This is a genomic window from Arthrobacter sp. 2RAF6, from assembly GCF_052115205.1.
Taxonomy (GTDB): Bacteria; Actinomycetota; Actinomycetes; order Actinomycetales; family Micrococcaceae; genus Arthrobacter.
In genome coordinates this window covers 41,792-60,664 of sequence record NZ_JBFRGF010000009.1, presented here as the reverse complement: position 1 = coordinate 60,664, position 18,873 = coordinate 41,792, and the positions used below count along the sequence as shown (strand labels likewise).

General features: G+C 61.6%; 14 protein-coding genes and 1 pseudogene. 11 read left to right on the top strand and 4 right to left on the bottom strand.

From position 1 onward, the window contains the following. The first annotated feature begins 74 nt into the window (after positions 1 to 74). The 3 genes from AB4Z38_RS09090 to AB4Z38_RS09080 all read left to right on the top strand — a co-directional run bounded on the left by AB4Z38_RS09090 (position 75) and on the right by AB4Z38_RS09080 (position 4,781). Positions 75 to 1,208, top strand: coding sequence for a Gfo/Idh/MocA family protein (locus AB4Z38_RS09090; RefSeq protein WP_441429403.1), 1,134 nt, complete (start codon positions 75 to 77; stop codon positions 1,206 to 1,208). 183 nt (positions 1,209 to 1,391) lie between these two features. After that, positions 1,392 to 3,341, top strand: coding sequence for a 3D-(3,5/4)-trihydroxycyclohexane-1,2-dione acylhydrolase (decyclizing) (gene iolD, locus AB4Z38_RS09085; RefSeq protein WP_441429402.1), 1,950 nt, complete (start codon positions 1,392 to 1,394; stop codon positions 3,339 to 3,341). A gap of 84 nt (positions 3,342 to 3,425) precedes the next feature. After that, entirely contained in the window at positions 3,426 to 4,781 is a 1,356-nt protein-coding gene (locus AB4Z38_RS09080) for an NAD-dependent succinate-semialdehyde dehydrogenase (protein ID WP_441429401.1), read from the top strand. A gap of 79 nt (positions 4,782 to 4,860) precedes the next feature. Here the strand turns inward: AB4Z38_RS09080 and AB4Z38_RS09075 are convergent. The 4 genes and pseudogenes from AB4Z38_RS09075 to AB4Z38_RS09060 all read right to left on the bottom strand — a co-directional run. Continuing rightward, a pseudogene (locus tag AB4Z38_RS09075) lies at positions 4,861 to 5,022 on the bottom strand (IS3 family transposase); the annotation flags it as partial. After that, positions 4,968 to 5,591, bottom strand: coding sequence for an IS3 family transposase (locus tag AB4Z38_RS09070; RefSeq protein ID WP_441429400.1), 624 nt, complete (start codon positions 5,589 to 5,591; stop codon positions 4,968 to 4,970). The pseudogene AB4Z38_RS09075 and the gene AB4Z38_RS09070, both read right to left, overlap by 55 nt. 56 nt (positions 5,592 to 5,647) lie before the next feature. Beyond that, positions 5,648 to 5,953, bottom strand: a complete 306-nt coding sequence (locus AB4Z38_RS09065; protein ID WP_441429399.1) for a helix-turn-helix domain-containing protein — start codon at positions 5,951 to 5,953, stop codon at positions 5,648 to 5,650. A 93-nt stretch (positions 5,954 to 6,046) separates the two neighbouring features. After that, positions 6,047 to 7,231 (bottom strand): Gfo/Idh/MocA family protein, encoded by a 1,185-nt coding sequence (locus AB4Z38_RS09060; protein ID WP_441429398.1) that lies wholly within the window; start codon positions 7,229 to 7,231, stop codon positions 6,047 to 6,049. Positions 7,232 to 7,417: 186 nt separating this feature from the next. On the opposite strand from AB4Z38_RS09060, the gene AB4Z38_RS09055 reads away from it, so the two are divergent. The 8 genes from AB4Z38_RS09055 (at position 7,418) to AB4Z38_RS09020 (ending at position 18,657) form a co-directional block, all read left to right on the top strand. Beyond that, positions 7,418 to 8,185, top strand: a complete 768-nt coding sequence (locus AB4Z38_RS09055; protein ID WP_441429397.1) for an SDR family NAD(P)-dependent oxidoreductase — start codon at positions 7,418 to 7,420, stop codon at positions 8,183 to 8,185. Between the two features lie 52 nt (positions 8,186 to 8,237). Then, complete coding sequence (locus tag AB4Z38_RS09050) at positions 8,238 to 9,998, top strand: IlvD/Edd family dehydratase (RefSeq protein ID WP_441429396.1); 1,761 nt, start codon at positions 8,238 to 8,240, stop codon at positions 9,996 to 9,998. A 63-nt stretch (positions 9,999 to 10,061) separates the two neighbouring features. Continuing rightward, on the top strand, positions 10,062 to 11,057 hold the full coding sequence (locus AB4Z38_RS09045; RefSeq protein ID WP_441429395.1) for a D-2-hydroxyacid dehydrogenase: 996 nt from the start codon (positions 10,062 to 10,064) through the stop codon (positions 11,055 to 11,057). Positions 11,058 to 11,508: 451 nt separating this feature from the next. Then, positions 11,509 to 14,403 (top strand): FAD-binding and (Fe-S)-binding domain-containing protein, encoded by a 2,895-nt coding sequence (locus AB4Z38_RS09040; RefSeq protein ID WP_441429394.1) that lies wholly within the window; start codon positions 11,509 to 11,511, stop codon positions 14,401 to 14,403. Then, positions 14,403 to 14,603: a hypothetical protein gene (locus AB4Z38_RS09035; protein ID WP_441429393.1), complete on the top strand. Its 201-nt coding sequence runs from the start codon at positions 14,403 to 14,405 to the stop codon at positions 14,601 to 14,603. Before AB4Z38_RS09040 ends, AB4Z38_RS09035 begins: the two co-directional genes overlap by 1 nt. A 537-nt stretch (positions 14,604 to 15,140) precedes the next feature. Continuing rightward, positions 15,141 to 15,728 carry a TetR/AcrR family transcriptional regulator gene (locus tag AB4Z38_RS09030; RefSeq protein WP_441429392.1) on the top strand — a complete coding sequence of 196 codons (588 nt, stop codon included), beginning with the start codon at positions 15,141 to 15,143 and terminating at the stop codon, positions 15,726 to 15,728. Between the two features lie 122 nt (positions 15,729 to 15,850). Then, a complete protein-coding gene (locus tag AB4Z38_RS09025; RefSeq protein WP_441429454.1) occupies positions 15,851 to 17,224 on the top strand; it encodes an APC family permease in 1,374 nt (457 codons plus the stop codon). A gap of 221 nt (positions 17,225 to 17,445) precedes the next feature. Then, entirely contained in the window at positions 17,446 to 18,657 is a 1,212-nt protein-coding gene (locus AB4Z38_RS09020) for a D-arabinono-1,4-lactone oxidase (RefSeq protein ID WP_441429391.1), read from the top strand. Positions 18,658 to 18,873: the final 216 nt, after the last annotated feature.

Here is an 18,873-nt window from a genome sequence, read left to right as displayed (position 1 = left end):
TCATGGCAATTATTTCCGGGGAGGGGTATATTCCTCGCCCCGGAATGTTCCAACGATCAACAACGGAGATAGACATGGAACCCATTCGAGTCGGGATCATTGGCGTCGGAAACGTTCTGAACCAATACCTGGACAAGATCAGCGTCCACCCGGACGTAGTGATCGTGGCGCTGGCGGACGTGAACGCGGATGCCGTGAAAGCGAGGGCGGCAGAGTACTCGATTCCCAAAGCCCTCACACCGGATGAACTGCTGGCCGACAAGGACGTGGAGCTGGTCCTCAACCTCACCCCGCCCAAGCTCCACGCGCCGGTGACGCTCAAGGCCATCGCCGCCGGCAAACACGTCCTCTCCGAGAAGCCTTTTGCCACCTCGCTGGAGGAAGCCAGGGAAATCCTCGATGCGGCGCGGGAAGCCGGCGTTAAGGTAGGTTCCGCGCCCACCACCTTCCTGGGGTCGGGCATGCAGACCAGCCGCAAACTCATTGACGATGGGTGGATCGGCAAGCCGGTAGCAGCCTTTGCATCCTTTGCGTGCCGGGGTTACGAGCACTGGCACCCCAATGTGGACCCGTTCTACAGCCCCGGCGCCGGGCCCATGCTGGACATCGGGCCTTACCTCATCACCAACCTGGTGAACTTCTTCGGTCCGGTCAAGCGGGTTTCCGCTACGGCGCCCCGCTCTTCGGAGACGCGTCCCCGCCCCGGCAAAGAAGGGGAAGTGATCCACATCCAGACCCCCACCCACGTTACGGGCACCATCGATTTCGAGTCCGGTGCCGCGGCCACGGTGATCGTCAGCTGGGACATTTGGAACCACAACCTGCCGCACTTGGAGATTTACGGTACGGGCGGCTCCCTCGCAGCGCCCAACCCGGACCATTTCTCCGGCGCGCCGGTGCTTCGGCGCGGTGAGCCCCGTGATCTCTCGTTGGACATGACCCCTCCTGGCGGTGGTGACTGGCGGGAAACGCCCATCACCCACCGCGACGACGCGTACCGAGGCATCGGCCTGGCCGAATTCGGGTACGCCATCCGCAAGGGGCTGGAGCCCCGCACGGGCGGCGATTTCGCCTACCACGTGCTGGAGGTCCTCCTCGCCTTTGAAGCATCCTCCGAGCAAGGACGCCATATCGAGATCGAGAGCACCTGCGAGCGGCCCCGGCCGCTGCCTTCAGTAGGCCCGCAGGAACCTTACCGATTCGACTGACGGCCAGCAAAAACAGCAGCCGACGGCGGTACTCATGTGCCGCCGTCGGCTGCTGTTTTCTTGTGCCGGGCCCGTGGGCTGCGTATCAAACTGGGACACAATATTGGTCCTCCACGGTGAAAACCTGATGTTCGGGCGAATCGGTTTGCAAATGCCGACGCACCTACGAATTTAGGAGAACGCATGACTAGCACAGCCGCTGCTGATATCGGCACCGACGTCGACATCAAAGCCGTCCGTCGCCGCACAGTCGCACAAGCAATCGTTGAATACCTCCAGGTCCAGTACAGCGAACTGGACGGCCAGAAGAGGCGCTTGGTTGCCGGCATGTACGGCATCTTCGGCCACGGAAACTCCGTTGGACTGGCCCAAGGTATCGACGAATACGGCGTGGACTTCCCCCACTACCAAGGCAAGAACGAACAATCGATGGTCCACGCAGCCATCGGCTTCGCGAAGGCTTCCAACCGTGCAGCCACCCTCGCCTGCACGGCCTCCGCCGGCCCGGGATCCACCAACATGATTTCCGGCGCGGCAACGGCCACCACCAACCGCCTCCCGGTCCTCCTGTTCCCGGCAGACATCATCAACAATCGCTTCGGTGACCCGGTTCTGCAGCAAATCGAACACCCGGTCGAACGCGATGTCTCCGCCAATGACTGCTTCCGCCCGGTGAGCCGCTACTTCGACCGCATCACCCACCCGGCTCAGCTGCTCTCCACTCTCCCCGAAGCCATGCGTGTCCTCACCGACCCCGTGGAAACCGGCGCAGTGGTGGTCTGCCTCCCGCAGGACATCCAGGGCGCGGAGTTCGACTTCCCGGAGTCGTTCTTCACCCCGCGTGTTTGGCACATCCGTCGTCGTCCGGCAGTGGAGGACGAGATCCGTGACGCGGCTGAAATCATCCGCAATGCCAAGCGTCCCCTGCTGATCGCCGGCGGCGGAGTCCGCTACTCCAAGGCGCAGGAGGAACTGGCGCGCTTCAGTGCCGAATTCGGCATCCCTGTCTCGGAAACGTTTTCCGGCAAAGGCAGCGGCCCGATCAGTGAATTGAACCTGGGCGGCCTGGGTGTCACAGGAACCGTTGGCTCCAACGAAATCGCCGGCGGCGCTGATTGCGTGATCACCGTGGGCTCGCGACTGCAGGACTTCGTCACAGCCTCGCACTCACTGTTCCAGAACCCGGACGTCAAGTTCGTGCACCTCAACGTCGGGTCCTTTGACGCGCACAAGATGGGCTCATTCCCGGTGATCGGTGACGCGAAGCTGAACCTGGCTGCACTGCGTGAGCGTCTCGCGGCGGATGGCTACAGCACGTCCGGGGACTTCCGCAACGACATCGCCGATGCCCGGAAGGCTACCGCCGAAGTACGCAAGCATGACCTCCAGGCCTTCCCCGGCGAAAACATGAGCCAGGCGCAGGTCATCGAGATACTCAACAAGGAAACGAACAGCCAGGACGCACTGGTTCTGGGTTCCGGCGGCACCGTGGAAGGCATCCACAAGGCGTGGGATCCGTCCAACGGCACCGATATCCACTTCGAATACGCCAACTCCTGCATGGGCCACGAGATCCCGGCAGGCCTCGGCTACCGCTTGGCCCGTCCCGACGCGCCGGGTGACGTGTTCGTGCTGATCGGTGACGGCACCTACCTGATGCAGCCCACTGAACTGGTAACGGCGGTTCAGGAACGAAAAAAGATCATTACCATCGTGATCGACAACCGCGGACACCAATGCATCTGGCCGCTCCAGGTTGCCAAGGGCGGCCCGGGCCGTGAATTCGGTACCCAGTACAAGGCACGCGGCACGGAGTCCGGCCGTCTCGACGGGGCGGTTCTTGAGTTCGATATCGCTGCCAATGCCGCGAGCATGGGTTGCGCCGCCTGGTCCACGACGACGGTCGAGGAGTTCACTGCGGCGCTGACCGAAGCACGCGAGGTCGAAGGTCCCGCAGTCATCGTCGCCCATGTGGAACCGTGGCGGTACCTGTCCGGCAACGGCTCCTTCTGGGATGTTGGAGTTCCGATGACGTCCCAGCGCCCGGGTAGCCAGGAAGGTACTGCTAAGCACCTCGAAGGCCGTGCCCGCCAGCGCTACTACGCGGCTACCACCGTACCCGACGCCAGCTAGGCGTTACCGGGCGGGATCGTCTTTGAGGGGCGGTCCCGTCCGGCCCTGTTTGGATCCAACATCCCTCGAAAAGGAGCATTCACCATGGGCGCATTCGCTGTTATTGACCCGGCCACAGGTACCACCCACGCAGAGTACCCTGCGGCCACAGATGCAGAGATCGAAGCAGGTCTCAGCGCTGCCCAGAAGACGTACCAGGAGTGGTCACGCACCACCACCGTCGCGGAGCGCGCAGCCTTGGCAAAACGCCTGGCTGACTTGTTCGTTGAGCGCAAGGACAAGCTCGCAGCCATCATCAACCGGGAAATGGGCAAGCCGCTGCACCAGGCGGTCGGGGAAGCCGAGTTTTCAGCCAGCATCGCCACCGCCTTCGCCGAGAACGCCGAAGAGTGGCTTGCCGATGAGGAACTCGAAGTTGCAGACGGCCTGCGGAGCTTTTTCCGGTACCAGGGCCTCGGAGTGATCCTCGGCATCATGCCGTGGAACTACCCTTACTACCAGGTGGCTCGTTTCGCGATCCCCAACATCATCCTGGGCAACACCGTCATTGTGCGTCACGCCAGCCAGTGCCCCGAGTCGGCACTGGCCCTGGCGGAACTCTTCCGCGACGCAGGGTTCCCCGAAGGCGCGTACGTCAACCTTTTCGCCACGCACAAGCAGATCTCGGACATCATCGCCGACGACCGTGTGCAGGGTGTATCGCTGACGGGCTCGGAACAGGTTGGTGCGATTGTTGCTGAGCAGGCCGGGCGCGCATTGAAGAAATGCGTCCTGGAGCTCGGCGGTGCTGACGTATTCCTGGTGCTCGACACCAATGACATCGACCTCGCCGTGAAGAAGGCCATCATGGGCCGCATGGGCAACACCGGACAGTCCTGCAACGGTTCCAAGAGAATCGTCGTCATGGACAAGTACTTCGACGAATTCTCCGAGAAGTTCAAGGCCGCGATTGCCGGACAATCCTACGAAAACGGGGACTTTGGGCCGCTCTCCTCGGACGCTGCCACTAAGTTCCTGACCCAGCAGGTGCAGGGCGCCCTCGATCAGGGCGCCGAAATCCTGGTCGGCAACAACCAGCCCCAGGGAAACGTCTTCACGCCAACGGTAATCACCAACATCACACCCTCAATGGATGTCTACAGCGAGGAGCTTTTCGGTCCGGTGGCGCAACTGTACAAGGTCGGCAGCGACGAGGAAGCCATCAAGCTCGCAAACTCCTCCCCGTACGGACTTGGCTCTGTCGTGATCTGCGAGGACCTCAAGCGCGCCGAACGGGTCGGCAACCAGCTCGACGTCGGCATGGTCTTCGTGGGTGCCTACGACCTTAGCGGCGCTGACGTTCCGTTCGGCGGCGTCAAGAAATCCGGCTACGGGCGGGAACTGGGCAAGGTGGGCATGCTGGAGTTCGCCAACAAGAAGCTGTTCCGTTTCGCGAAATAAGTAACCACAGAACCGCAGAAAACGAGAGGCCGGATCATTTTGAACTGGTCCCCGGAAGTTGGGCTGGCCAAATAAGATCCTAAGCCGCTAGGGCCTGGGCACGGTATTGCACCGGGCTCAGGCCCTTGAGCTTTGCCGGGATCCGTTCGGTGTTGAACCAGTGGATGTGCTCGTGCAGTGCTGTTTTCAGTGCGTCGACGGTGAGGAACCGGACGTGGTGGAAGAGCTCTTCCTTGAGGTGTCCGAAAAAAGTTCTCCATCACCGCGTTGTCGGAGCATTATCCGGCTAATAGCCCTGTATGCCGGGGATTGGCCGGTTAAGGATTCAGCTTTTTCGGGTGGTTGGTTTCCGGAGTTGTTCTTCCTGACGCCGCACGCTCCTGGCGAGGGTGTCGAGTGCGGCGCGGAGGGTGGCGGTCTCGTCGGTGAGTGCGGTGAGGGTGCCGCTGGCCGGTCTCCGACGCTGAACTCGGTCACGTCGGTCACCCACTTTTCGTTCGGGGCCGTGGCGTCGAACTTTCGGTTCAGCACGTTCGCGGCAATACTGTCCTGCGCACCTTGATAGGAGCTATAGCGCTTCTTCCGGCGGACCTTGCAGACCAGCCCGAGGGCACGCATCAGCTTCAACACGGTCTTCTTGGCAACCGACCACCCCTGCTTGGCCAGCTCCGTGTGGATGCACCGGTGCCCGTACGGGGCGTGGTTCTTCTTGAAGATGTCCGTGATCTCGGACTTGAGTGTCTCCAGTGTGTCAGGAGCCTGTAGGCGGCCCTGGTGGTAGCAAAACGTTGAACGAGCCAATCCGGCCACGTCCAGGAGTAGATCCAGGCGGTGCTCAGCCTTGAGGGCGATGACGGCGCGGACCTTTAGCGCCGTTCCCCGTCCCTCAAGGCCTGAACTTTTCCCAGGAAGGCTACTTCTGCCCGGAGTCGCTCGTTCTCATTGCGCAACCGTTGCGGTTCCGACTCCGGCCGTGCCGGGGTCTCGGTAGGTGCTTTTGGGCGGCCCTTGGGTTTCGGGCGCAGGGCCTCTTCGCCTTCGCTGCGGTACTGACCGGCCCACTTCTTGATGAGCGTCGGTGACGACAGTTGGAACTCCTGCGCCAAGGCGAGCTCAAACAAGGCGATCGCGCCCTCGCGCTGTTCCTCCGATAACGAACTGCTGACGCGCATAAACTGCTCCCCGAGAGTTAGAACTGATTTCTCAGTCCAACCTTCGGGGAGCAGTTCAATTTCGATCCGGCCTCTTATTTCTTGTTGGCGGGGCTATGCCTGGTACGTGGTGGTGCCAGAGACCTCGGGAACCTCAATCCAGGCGCCGGACGCGGCGCTGCGCAATGATGCGTCAACCAGCTCGGATGCTGACCAGCCATCGGCGACCGATGGGCCCAGCTGCTTGCCTTCGGCGACGGACCGCAGGAACAGTGCTGCTTCGATCGTCTTGAGGTCGTTGAAGCCGATACCCGGACCTGCGTTGGGCTGGAAGCGGCCGAACTCGCCGAAGGACGGCGGGGTCATGATGGTGCGGTAGCCGCTGCGGTCCGTGGCGACTTCCAGCTGGTTCATGCGTTCGAAGTTCCAGCGGACGGATCCTTCGGTGCCGTAGACCTCCACGATGTACTCGGCATGCGGGCCGATGGCCACGCGGGTCGTCTCGAACATGCCGATAGCGCCGTCCTCGAAGCGGGCGAGCATGGCGGTGTAATCTTCGTTCTCCACTTCACGGGTGACATCCGAGGCCTCACCGGTGTTGAAGGAGTTCGAGGAAGTACCTGCCGGGAGGGGGCGTTCCTTGATGAAGGTCTCCGTGACGGCGTTGATCGAGGCGATGCGGCCGACCAGGAATTGGGCAAGGTCAAACCCGTGGCTCAAGATGTCACCGAGGACGCCGGAGCCTGCACGGGCCTGCTCGTAGCGCCACGTGAATACCTGGTTCGGGTCAGAAGCGTAGCTCGTCAGCAAACGGATCTGGACATTCGTGATCCGGCCAATGGCGCCCGAGCGTATGAGGCGGCGTGCCTCGGCGATTGCTGGAGCGTGACGGTAGTTGAAGCCCACCGAGGTGATGAGGCCCGCGGCCTCGGCACCCTGGGCGATCTCCCGGGATTCCCGTGCGCTACGGCCCATGGGCTTCTCGATCCAGAAGTGCTTGCCCGCCTCGATCGTTGCTAAAGCGATCTCATGGTGCAGGAAGTTCGGGGAACAGATGGAGACCACGTCCACATCAGGGTTCTCCAGGACCTTGCGGTAGTCAGTGGCAGTCTCGGCATAGCCAAGCGCGTCTTCGGCGTGATGTCGTCCGGCGTCGTCAGGGTCGGCCGCAATCACCAACTCGGGGTGACGGGGCAGTTCTGGGAAAAACTGCTTGGTGGCCAGGTAGGCACGTGAATGCAACCGCCCCATCCACCCTACCGAAATCAGGCCTACGCCGATGCGGTTCTGGTCTTTCAAGGGAACTCCTCCGTCTAGCAATGGTTTCTTGGAAATGGTGCCGCGGCAAGGGGCACCATCTGTCGATCAGCATATGAGGCACAGAGGCATCCCCTGTGTCTCAATGTGAGACATCGGGCGGGACCGGGGCGCTGGTTTAGTGGAACACAACCTAGACCACGCCAACCATGAGGGGTCCTGTCGACGATGATGAGCCGCAGCGAACAAGCGAGAACGGAACCGTTGAGGGTTCTCGTCACCGGTGCCACATCCGGTGTCGGGGAAGCGACCGCCAAACTTTTTGCCCGACGGGGCGCCCGTGTCGCACTGCTGGGCCGGCGGTCAGATGAACTGCAGCGAGTTGCGCGGGAGATCGGCGCGGGCGTGCACGTTGTGGCGACCGATGTCGCAAACGCTGAATCGGCCAGGAACGGGGTCCGCGGAGCAATCCATTCGCTTGGCGGACTCGACGTGGCGGTCAACGCCGCGGGGGTTGCCGGCTATGCAGCCCTTGAAGACTTGGATGAACACCGGTGGCATGAGGTTCTGGAGACCAACCTTTCCGGCACTTTCTACGTTTCCCGGGAAGCCGGCCTCCACATGCGCGGTGCCGGTGGAGGAGCGATGGTCAATGTCGCCTCGGACCTCGCAATTATGGGAGTCCCCGGATTGGCCCACTATTGCGCAGCGAAGGCCGGCGTCGTGGGACTCACCAAGGCGTTGGCTCTGGAGCTGGCCCCGGATGTCCGCGTCAACGTCATCTGCCCGGGGCCTATTGATACGCCCATGTTGAGGACGGGCCTTGAATCGGAACCGGACCCGGTCCTTGCCCTGCAGCAGAAAAAGAGCACTGTGCCACTGGGCCGGCTCGCGGACCCGGATGAGGTGGCCGCGGCCATTTACTTCCTTGCCGTCGACGGCACCTTCGCAACCGGAACCAGCATGGCCTTCGACGGCGGCACTTCCGCCGCGTAACCGCCTCACCAAAACCCGAAGATATAGAACAAGCCAAGGAGCTTCGAAAGACATGCCAGAGTCGAACTACAACGACCTCCGCAGCGCGCGATGGTTCGCGCCGCAGGACCTCACGGGATTCGTGCACCGTACGGCCATCCAGGCAGAAGGCTTCTCGCGCTTCGCCCTCAAGGACAAGCCGGTTATCGGCATAGCGAACTCCTGGTCAGAGCTCGTCAATTGCAACATCCATTTCAAGCTGCTGGCCGATGCTGTCAAGCGGGGCGTCCTGATGGCTGGCGGTTTGCCTTTGGAGTTCCCGACCATCTCCCTGGGCGAGAGCCTCATGAAGCCTTCCGCCATGCAGTTCCGGAACCTGATGGCCATGGACGTCGAGGAATCCATTCGTGCCTACCCGCTGGATGCCATCGTGTTGCTGGGAGGCTGTGACAAGACGGTTCCCGCCCAGCTCATGGGCGCGGCCAGTGCCGACATTCCGACGATCATGCTGACCGGCGGACCCCAGGAGCCGGCACACTTCAGGGGCAAGCAACTCGGCGTCGGAACGGACACCTGGAAATTCGCCGACGAGCTGCGGGCCGGGAAAATCAAGCAATCAGATTTTGATGAACTGGAATCTGCCGCGAAACCGTCGGCAGGTCACTGCAGCGAGATGGGCACCGCGTCCACCATGACCTCCCTCGTTGAAGCCCTCGGCATGTGCCTACCCGGCACCGCCTCCATTCCCGCTGTCGATTCGCGTCGTGGCGCCGCGGCAGAAGCTACAGGTCGCCGCGCAGTGGAGATGGCTTTGTCGCAGGGTCCAAAGCCCAGCGAAGTACTGACCAAAGAAGCCTTCGACAATGCGATCACGCTCCTGATGGCAGTGGGTGGCTCGACCAACGCGGTGGTCCACCTCCTGGCCCTTGCACGGCGCGTGGGATACGAGCTGGAGCTGGACCGGTTCCACGAGATCTCGGAGCGGACTCCGCGTATCGTCAACGTGCGCCCTTCCGGCGAGTACCTGGTGAAACAGCTCTTCGAAGCCGGGGGAATTCCCACGGTGCTCAAAGCGCTTGCCCCGCTGCTGAACAAAGATGTCATCACGGTCAGCGGCGAGACCCTCGAAAAGGGTTATATGGACGCCCCTGAGCCTGACGGCGTCGTAGTCAGTAGTCTTGACGAGCCCTTTGACGCCTCCGGTGGCATCGCCGTCGTTCGCGGTTCCCTGGCCCCCAACGGCGCCGTTATCAAGCGCAGCGCAGCCTCCAAAGATCTTTTGCAGCACAAGGGGTCCGCGATCGTTTTCGAGGACATCTATGACCTCGGACGCAGGATCGATGACCCGGAGCTCGACGTTACAGAGGACTCCGTACTTGTGCTCCGCAACAGCGGTCCGGTCGGAGCGCCCGGCATGCCGGAGTGGGGCATGCTTCCCATTCCGGAGAAGCTCCTTCGCAAAGGAGTCCGGGACATGGTACGGATCTCAGACGCTCGCATGAGCGGAACGGCCTTCGGTACAACCGTCCTGCATGTTTCCCCCGAAGCAGCCGTCGGCGGTCCGCTCGCGATCGTTCGGGACGGGGACCCGATCGTTCTCGATGTCGAGAACCAGCGCCTCGACCTGGACCTGCCAGCGGAAGAAATCGAGAACCGACTGGCCGAACTCAAGCTCCCCGAGCCGAAGTACCGGCGTGGATACGGCCGGCTGTTCATCGACCACGTCAATCAGGCGCACGAAGGCTGTGACTTCGATTTCCTGAAGGGCCTGCCGGACGAAGAGCCCCAACGGCTGCCTTACGGCCTGATGAGCGGCTGGCAAGGCGGCTGGTAAGAGCAGGGCTCACAACTACAGATGCGCCGCCGTCTGAGAAGGACGGACTGAAAGGAGAGAAAGATGTCTCGACCCAAAGTGATCACCATCGTCCAGGAGGGCCGTCCTGTCCCGCCTGTTGAGCGGCTGGACGCTGAGGCCGAGGTCGTGGTGGTCCGGACGGCAGACGATTTCCGGGCCGCACTGCCCGGAACCGAAATCCTGTTCCTTAATGACTTCCGCACCAAGCTTCTGCGCGAAGTGGGTCCAGGGGAATTGCGCTGGATCCACACCTCCAGCATCGGAGTAGACAGCCTGATGACCGATGAGATCGTCAATAGCGACATTGTGGTGAGCAATTCCCGTGGAGTGTGCGAACGGCCCATCGCGGAGTGGGTTCTGGGAGTTTTGCTGATGTTCACCAAGGACCTTCGCCGCACCATTGAGTTGCAGCAGGCCCGCACGTGGCAGCACCGCGAAACCGAGCCGCTCCTGGGCAGGAAAGTCTTGGTGGTCGGTCCTGGGCCCGTGGGCCGCGAGACAATCCTCCTGCTGCGCGCAGCCGGCATGGACGTCACCGTCGTTGGAAGATCCGCCCGTGATGATGCCCAGCTCGGCGCCATCGCGTCCTTCGACGATCTCGACGTACTCCTCGGTGAGGCCCAGGACGTGGTGCTGACCGTACCGCTCACCGAGGAGACCCGTGGCCTGTTCAATGCTGCACGGTTCGACAAAATGCGACCGGGCTCCCGCCTCGTAAATGTCGGGCGTGGCGCGGTGGTGGTGGAGCAGGACCTCCTCCAAGCCATTGACGCAGGTCACCTGGGCGCGGCAGCCCTGGATGTCTTTGAGCATGAGCCGCTTACACCTGGTAACCCCCTGTGGAGCCGCAAGAACATCCTGGTGTCCCCCCACGCCTCAGGAGACCTGATCGGTTGGCGCGGCCGAGTTGTGGACTGCTTCGCCCGGAACCTTGAGCGGTGGAAAACGGGGCAGCCTCTCAATGACGCGGTGGATCTCAAAAAGCTGGGGGCGACAGCTCCAAAAGTGGCGTCCCGGGCTGCTGCAACACTCCCGTAATCGCCCCATGAGTGCAACGCATAATGCCAGTGGAGAACTGAACGCGAAAATGCCCCAACCGGTCGCTTTTTGGGAAAAAGCAGCAGTGGGAGACCCCGTTCGACTGCAAAGAGCAGGCTGGCCTCCGCACGATGGTTATGTGGACGACAAGACTCCCGACGGAGAAATCGTCTGGGTCGTTTCAGTAGGTGAACGTCGCCTCTTTCACAGGGCTGACGGTTACAGCCTCATGGTGAGGAGCTGACCCCTGCCGCCGGCGATCACGCTCACGAACAAAGCTTGAGATAAGCAGTTCCCACATGAACGGGCGCAGGGGATCCACCCGCTGTGCCCGTTCGGTTTTGGCACACTCCAGCAGGGTGCCAGCCTGCCTAGATTTCCACCACGTCGATTGGAGAACGCAAATATGCCGCATGGTGACGACCGGGACACAACCCTGAGGCAGCTTCTTGTGAGTTTGCGCGAGCAGGGCATCGAGGTGGACGACTCTTCCCGAAGGCTCTCCGAGTACTCCTACGATGCTTCGAATTACCGCGTCCGGCCTGCCGCCGTCGCTTTCCCAGGAAGCGTCGACGACCTTCGGAAGGTTGTGCGGGCGTGTTCCGCTTCGAACGTGCCGACTATCGCACGGGGCGGCGGCACCTCCATGGCAGGAAACGCGATCGGTGAGGGCTTGGTGATCGACCTCTCCCGCCGCATGGTTTCAGTGGAAGGCCTCGACGCCGACCAGGCCACGGTCTGGGCGGATGCGGGCGTTGTCCTGGGCGAGTTGCGCTCGTACGTTGAGAAAACCACGCACGGGAAGTTGACCTTCGCTCCTGACCCTTCCTCAATGACGCGGGCCACGATCGGCGGTTCAATCGGCAACGATGCCTGTGGTAACCACTCGGTGGCCTACGGGCGGATGACCCAGCATGTAAAGGAGTTGGAACTCATTACTGCTGACGGCGCCCACCTGCATGCCGGACGGGACTTCCTTCGGGCGGTGGACGTGACAGATCACCACTCCGTGGTCCGGGCCAGTGAGTTGCTGGAAGGCTTGAATGAACTGGCGAGGGCAAACATGGCTCCGCTGCGGGTAGAACTGCAGAAAATTCCGCGTCAGGTCTCCGGGTACCACCTGGGCCATCTGCTGCCGGAAAACGGTCTGGACATCGCGGGCGCTTTGGCGGGCAGCGAAGGCACATGCGCCATCATAGTAAGGGCCAAAGTCGGACTGGTCCCAAAACCCCGGACCACGGCGCTCCTGTGCCTTGGATATCAGGACACCATCGAGTCGGCCCGCGATGTGATGACTATTTTGGCGGCGAAGCCAAGCGCGATCGAAGGCCTGGATGCATCGATTGTGGATATCATGCGCCACCGCAGGGGGGACGCGAGTGTTGATTCCCTGCCGAAGGGCCAGGCCTTCCTCATGGTCGAGTTTTCGGCCGAAACCATCGACCAAGCAGCATCCGACTGCGAACGTCTGGCGGAAAAGCTCCGCGCCGACGGCCGGATCGTGGACCATGCAATCGTTACCGAACCCCGGGAACGCGCAAAGCTGTGGCGCGTTCGCGAAGACGGTGCAGGACTCTCGTCAAGGCGCATCGATGGTGTGCAGACGTGGCCAGGTTGGGAAGATTCGGCTGTCGCTCCGGAGCGGCTGGCCGACTATCTCGCGGATTTGCTGCCTTTAGTGAAGAAGTACGGCTATACCGCCTTCATGTACGGACACTTCGGTGCAGGGTGCGTGCATATGCGGCTGGATTACGATCTTCGCAGTGACGCCGGCCGGCAGGCATTCAGCGATTTCACCCATGAAGCGGCCACGCTCGTGGTCGCCCATGGCGGGTCGCTGTCCGGAGAGCACGGTGACGGCAGGGCGCGGGGCGAATTGCTCGAGGTGATGTACTCCCGCGAGATGTTGGCCGTCTTCAAAGCGTTCAAACATCTCTGGGATCCGGCAGGAATCCTCAACCCAGGGATCATCGTGGACCCGGCGCCCTTCTCTGCGTCGCTCGCCCTGGAAGGCCTACCTCAACCTGTCTCCGACCACGGCGAGGTGGGCGCGGTCCTGGATGCCGCCGTCGTACCTTCCTCCGAAAACCGTGAGTTGCTCTCGGTGGTTAGCCCCTTCATGGGCAATACCCACGCTTGCATCGGGGTGGGACGCTGCAGGGCGACGACCGGCGGGTTCATGTGCCCCAGCTACCGGGCCACCAAAGACGAAAAGGATTCGACGCGTGGACGGGCGAGAGTACTGCAGGAACTTACCAGGACTAAGGGGACGAGCCATGACGGCTGGTCAAGCCCGGAAGTGAGGGAGGCGCTGGATCTTTGCCTGTCCTGCAAAGCGTGTTCAACCGACTGTCCCACGGGTGTGGACATCGCGGAAGCCAAGTCGCAGCTGGTGGATGAGCACTATCGTGGCCGCCTGCGGCCGTTCACGCATTATTCGATTGGTTGGTTGCCGCGTTGGTTGCCGCTGCTGACGAGGGTCTCCACGCTTGCCAACCTCGGTACGCGCATTGGCCTGTTCCGGGCTTTGGGGGAGCTGTTGGGTGTCAGCGCGCGACGGCGGCTTCCGGACTTCGCGCAGTCGGCCAGGATCCGGCAGCGGATCCGGGAAGCCGGATTCACCGGGAACGCGGACATCCTATTGTTCATCGACAGCTTTACCCGCGCGTTCCGACCCGAGGTGGTGCCGGCTGCGGCGCGGATCTTCCGCGAATCCGGCAGCTCAGTTGGCTGTACACCGGACGCTTGCTGCGGCCTCACCTGGATCTCCACCGGGCAGCGCGACGGTGCCCGACGGCGGCTGGCCCGGCTGATCAGCAAGCTCGATGACGGCACGGACCGGGACATCGTCGTCCTCGAACCGAGTTGCGCGGCGACCATCCGGGACGAGGGTCCGAAGCTCGTGGGCGGCGCCGCCGCCGCCCGGGTCGCGGCAAGGGTCCGGTCATTCTCGGTGGCCGTAGACGAAGCCATGCAACGCGGATGGAAGCCAAAGACCCTGCCGCCGGAAACAGCAGTGCTGCAAACCCACTGCCACGAGCACGCCGTCTTCGGTTCCGGCGCACAGAAACGCATCCTGGAGACCTGGGGCGTCCCGAACCTTGTGGAATCGTCCTCATGCTGCGGAGTGGCCGGCAACTTCGGCTTCGAGGCTGAGCATTTCGACATGTCGATGAAGGTCGCCAAACACTCCGTCATACCCGCCTTGGCGAAGGGTGATTCAGACGCCCTGGTCCTCACCGACGGCTTCAGCTGCGCCATGCAGGTCTCACAGATCGACCCGGAGCGCTCCGGCAAACACCTGGCTCTGGCACTGGACCCGCACAATGCTCGTTGGGTGGATTAATGGAGTACGTCGGCCTCTTCTTGATCCTGGTGGCGGCCGGGTTGCGCCTGTTGGGCCGCCACTTCTTCGCCAGGGCCGGACGTCAGCCGCGAAGCCCGGGCACATTCTACGGAATCTACGCGGTTTCCCCGGGGGCCGCTGCCTTTTTGGTGGCCGCCGCCGGGGTTTTCATCTTCTTCACAAGCATCGGCACACGGTGAACCCCATTCCGGTGCGACCGTGTCCCGAACTGGCACGGTTGGTTTCGCGTCACGGGACGGACGCTGGAAGGGACCGAACAAACCGAATATTTTTGAGAGTTGATCTCGATGATGAACAGGAAGCTCGCACAAGGACGGCATGTCGAATGGCTGCGGGCGTCAGCAACCTTCAGTGAGACCGATCTTGGCGAACGCACCAACGTTCCGCTCAGGCGATCCGGAAAGCTCGTTCACCGACTCCATCAGGACATGGCAGAAGGCCGCGACACACGCGACCCGTCGCCGTGGCCAACACCGGGAACATAGCCAGTCCCTAAACCGCCGCCGACGCGATTGAGCTCCTCCGGGGGAAGCTGCTTGCCATCCGGGCGGCTCCGACTGATGACTTACGAACGGTCGTTAGCTATTCTTGTGTTGATGGATAACGGGGGTGACGTTGGAATGATTCAGGTGCCGCGCGAGCAAGCGACCGCGTCAATCGCCGCCTTCTTGTTCAGTCGCGACCGACCTCCCCACACTCCTGCGCAGCAACGCATCTTGGCTGCATTCTTGCGGCTGGCCACCAGCGGCGGACTCGAATCGGTAACGATGAGGACCTTGGGGCGGGAGCTTGGAATGAAGGCTCCGAGTCTTTATTCAAGCTTTCCGCAAGGAAAGGGCGAAATTGTCGCCGCGTCACTCCTGTCGTTCACTCACGACTTCGCCCGCGGGCTGCTCGCCGCAGCCAGGGATGCCGGATCAGCCGAGGAATATTGGGCGGCCCTGGTGCGCTTCTACCTTTCACACCAGCTGCTGCAACCCGAGTCTGAGCTATGGGACCTCCTGATCGCCACAGATCGCGTCACGCATTTTCTCAGCGACGAGGTCCGGGATGAAGTCGGGGCGTTGGTTGGCTTCCACGAAGGCATGTTTGCCGCCGCGGCAGCGGAGATGGGCTACAGCCTCACTACCGAAACAACGCGGGTGATTTTTACCCTTCTGGATGGGGTCAAGCGATGGGGTGGCCGAACGGCTGGGCAAGTGGAACTCGCGGAAGTGCTGGACCGTGCCGTCACGCTGACCCGCTCGATCCTCGAGCTGTCCCAGACTGGCACACCCCTGCCTGTCCAGCTGTCGATACTGTGAGTCGGCACTCATACTTTAGTGACGAGGATTACGTGAGCAATACAACAATCGACAAACCAAAGGCGACGAGCTCCACTCCCAAAAGCCGGCTCAATGGCAACATGGGGGTGGGCGAACTAGTGATGAACGTGCTCGCGTTCTCTTCGCCGCTGGCCACGGTAGCCGGAACCCTTCCCGTCCTGCTGATGTTCAGCGGTCAGACGGCTCCGGCTATCTACGTCCTGGTCACCCTCATGCTGCTGATCTTCTCCGTTGGTTTCGTGAAGATGAGCGGCAGCGTCCAGTCGCCAGGGGGTTTCTACTCGTTTGTCACGGCCGGACTCGGCAAACCAGCCGGCCTCGGCGGCGCCTTCCTTGCGCTCTTCGGGTACATCTTCATAGGATTCTTCGCTCCTTCATTTTTCGGAGTGACGCTGCAAGGATTCGTAGTGAGCAGCTTGAACGGTCCGGAAATCCCCTGGTACTGGTACGCGCTGGCCATCACCGCAGTCACAACGGCCCTTGCCTACAACCGCATCGACCTTTCCGCGAAACTGCTCACAGCAGTAATGCTCCTTGAGGTAGCCATCGTTGTTGTCTTCGATGTGGCCTCGTTCTCAGCCAAAGGACTCGAGACAGTACAGAGCGCAGGATTCGCCCCGTCATCGGTAACCAATGCGACCGTGGGTTTGGCATTGCTGTTCGCTGTCGGCAACTTCTTCGGTTTCGAAGCCACTGTCATCTATCGTGACGAGGTCAAGAATCCGGACAAGACAATCTCCCGTGCCACATACCTCTCCGTCGCCGGAATCGGCCTCTTCTACGCGGTCGCCGCGTCGGCCTTCATCGCCTTTTTCGGTCCGGACAACGTACAGGCGGCAGCGTCAAGCGACACCGTGAATCTGTTCAACAACGCCGTAGGAGTCCTTGTGGGAAAGACCTTCGCGGATATTACAACGATTCTCCTCATTACATCCGTGCTGGCATGCATGTTGTCCATCCAGAACATCGCAGCGCGCTACGGCTTCTCCCTTGCAGCCGATCACGCCGTTCCCGCGTTCTTTGGACGCGTACACCCCCGGCACAAATCACCCTATGTTGCCGCAATCGCTATCGGTCTCATCTGGGCGGTGGCGACAGTAATCTTCGCCGTGTTGGATGTCTCCCCGGATGCTCTGTATCCGATTGCCAGCGGCAGCGGAACCTTCGCTGTGCTCTTGCTGATGTTCATCACCAGTTTCGCCGTCCTCGTGTATTTCCTGCGTCGCCGCAGTTTCGCGCCGGAGTCAGTATGGAAAACAATCGTTGCCCCGCTCATCAGCGTGGTCTTCCTCGGGGCAGTCACCTACTTGGCAATCGCAAACTACCCCGAACTCATTGGCGGCTCAGCTGAGATGACGGGCATTTTTATGAGCTTCACCTTCGCGTTGTTTTTTGGAGGCGTTGTCTATGCATTCTTCCTGCGCTCCCGGCGACCGGACATTTACGTTCGGCTTGGCCGGCAAATGATCGACTGATCCGGGCCGACCGAGCTTCCTTAACTTGGGGCGACCCTGACAGACGAACACTCGGTTGTCTTCTGACCCGTTGGAGACAGCATCAGGAAAAGCTGCGCTAGGTGTAGAGGGGTGCTCCGGAATGTGGCTCGGGCCAACTGCCGAAGCATGAGGCGTTTTCAGCAATGAATCATTCCCAAAAGCGACCGGGCTATGCGTCGCAGGACCGGAGATTGAACAACATGAGCATTCAAACGACATGGAGTAACTGGGCCGGCACTCAAGGCTGCTCGCCCGAGGCGGTCGTCAAGGCCGTTTCTGTTGAGCACGTGAGCGAGATAGTGGCCGACGCGACCAAACGGGGGATCTCGGTCCGTCCGGTGGGGTCCGGTCATTCGTTTGCCCCGCTCGTTCCCACCGATGGAATCGTCCTTGACATCTCGGCCCTGTCGGGAATTATCGACATTGACCAAACCGCGAATCGGGCAAGCATCCAGGCCGGTACGAAAATCTCTGAGATGGGCGGGCCCCTGTGGGACGCAGGCTTGTCCCTGAAGAACCAGGGCGCGATTGATCTCCAGACAATCGCAGGCGCTGTCAGCACCTCAACCCACGGGTCGGGACTGCAATTCACCGCAATGTCCGGGGCAGTCGTCGGCGCAGAGCTGATAACGGCATCCGGCGAACTGGAGCGAATAGGCCCCGACGATCCACGGCTGCCGGCTCTCCGAGCCTCATCGGGGATGCTTGGGATCCTCGTTAGCATCGATCTGCAGCTTGAGCCAGCGTTCAAATTAAGAGAATCGCTGACCTTCCAGCCCTTTGCACAAGTCCTGGCCGAATGGGATGAAGCGAACCGTAGGCACCGGCACTTCAGCTTCGTTCGTGGACCGATGTACGACATGTCGGCGATCCTGCCATCGCTGCCGGACAGCATGGATGACCCGACCTTAGTGCGCATCTACGACACAGTCCCCGCCGATGCGGAGGATGATTACACACCGGCTGCGCGCCTCAACCGTCCGTACAGGATTTACCCTGACCACTATCCGACGCCGTGGGAAGAAGTGGAGTACTTCGTTCCCTACGAGAGGGCTCACGATGCCTTCGCAGCAGTCCTGCCCGTGATGGACCGCTTCCCCGACGAATTTCCAATGGAAGCACGGACTGTGGCGCGGGACGAATCCTGGCTGTCGCCCATGTACGGCCGGGATTCCGTGGCGATCGGATTCTGCCGAACGAAGGGCGGAGATAATTTGCCCTTTTTCCACACCATCGACCTCGTACTTTCCGAGTTCGATGCGCGGCCGCATTGGGGCAAACAACAGTACTTCCTTGCTCCGGACATCCTCCGGGAGCGCTACCCTCGGTGGGACGATTTCATCGGGGTCCGGAGGAAACTCGATCCCACCGGTACGTTCCTGAACGCTCCTCTGCGCACGCTGTTCGAGTAGCAGCTGGAGCGCCAGCTACTCAAGTTGAGGTTCGTCTCTGACCCGGGCCAGTCCGGTGCCGATCCACACCCAACGGGGCGCCGTCGAAACCGCCCATCTGCTGACCCAGTGCCAGTTTTAAGGCAAGGACAAACGAATTGGAGTCTACGGCCGCAGCCGTCCGTCGCCCCCCCGCTCGAACGTCGACGAGAAGCTGATTCTTGACCTCGGCCACCA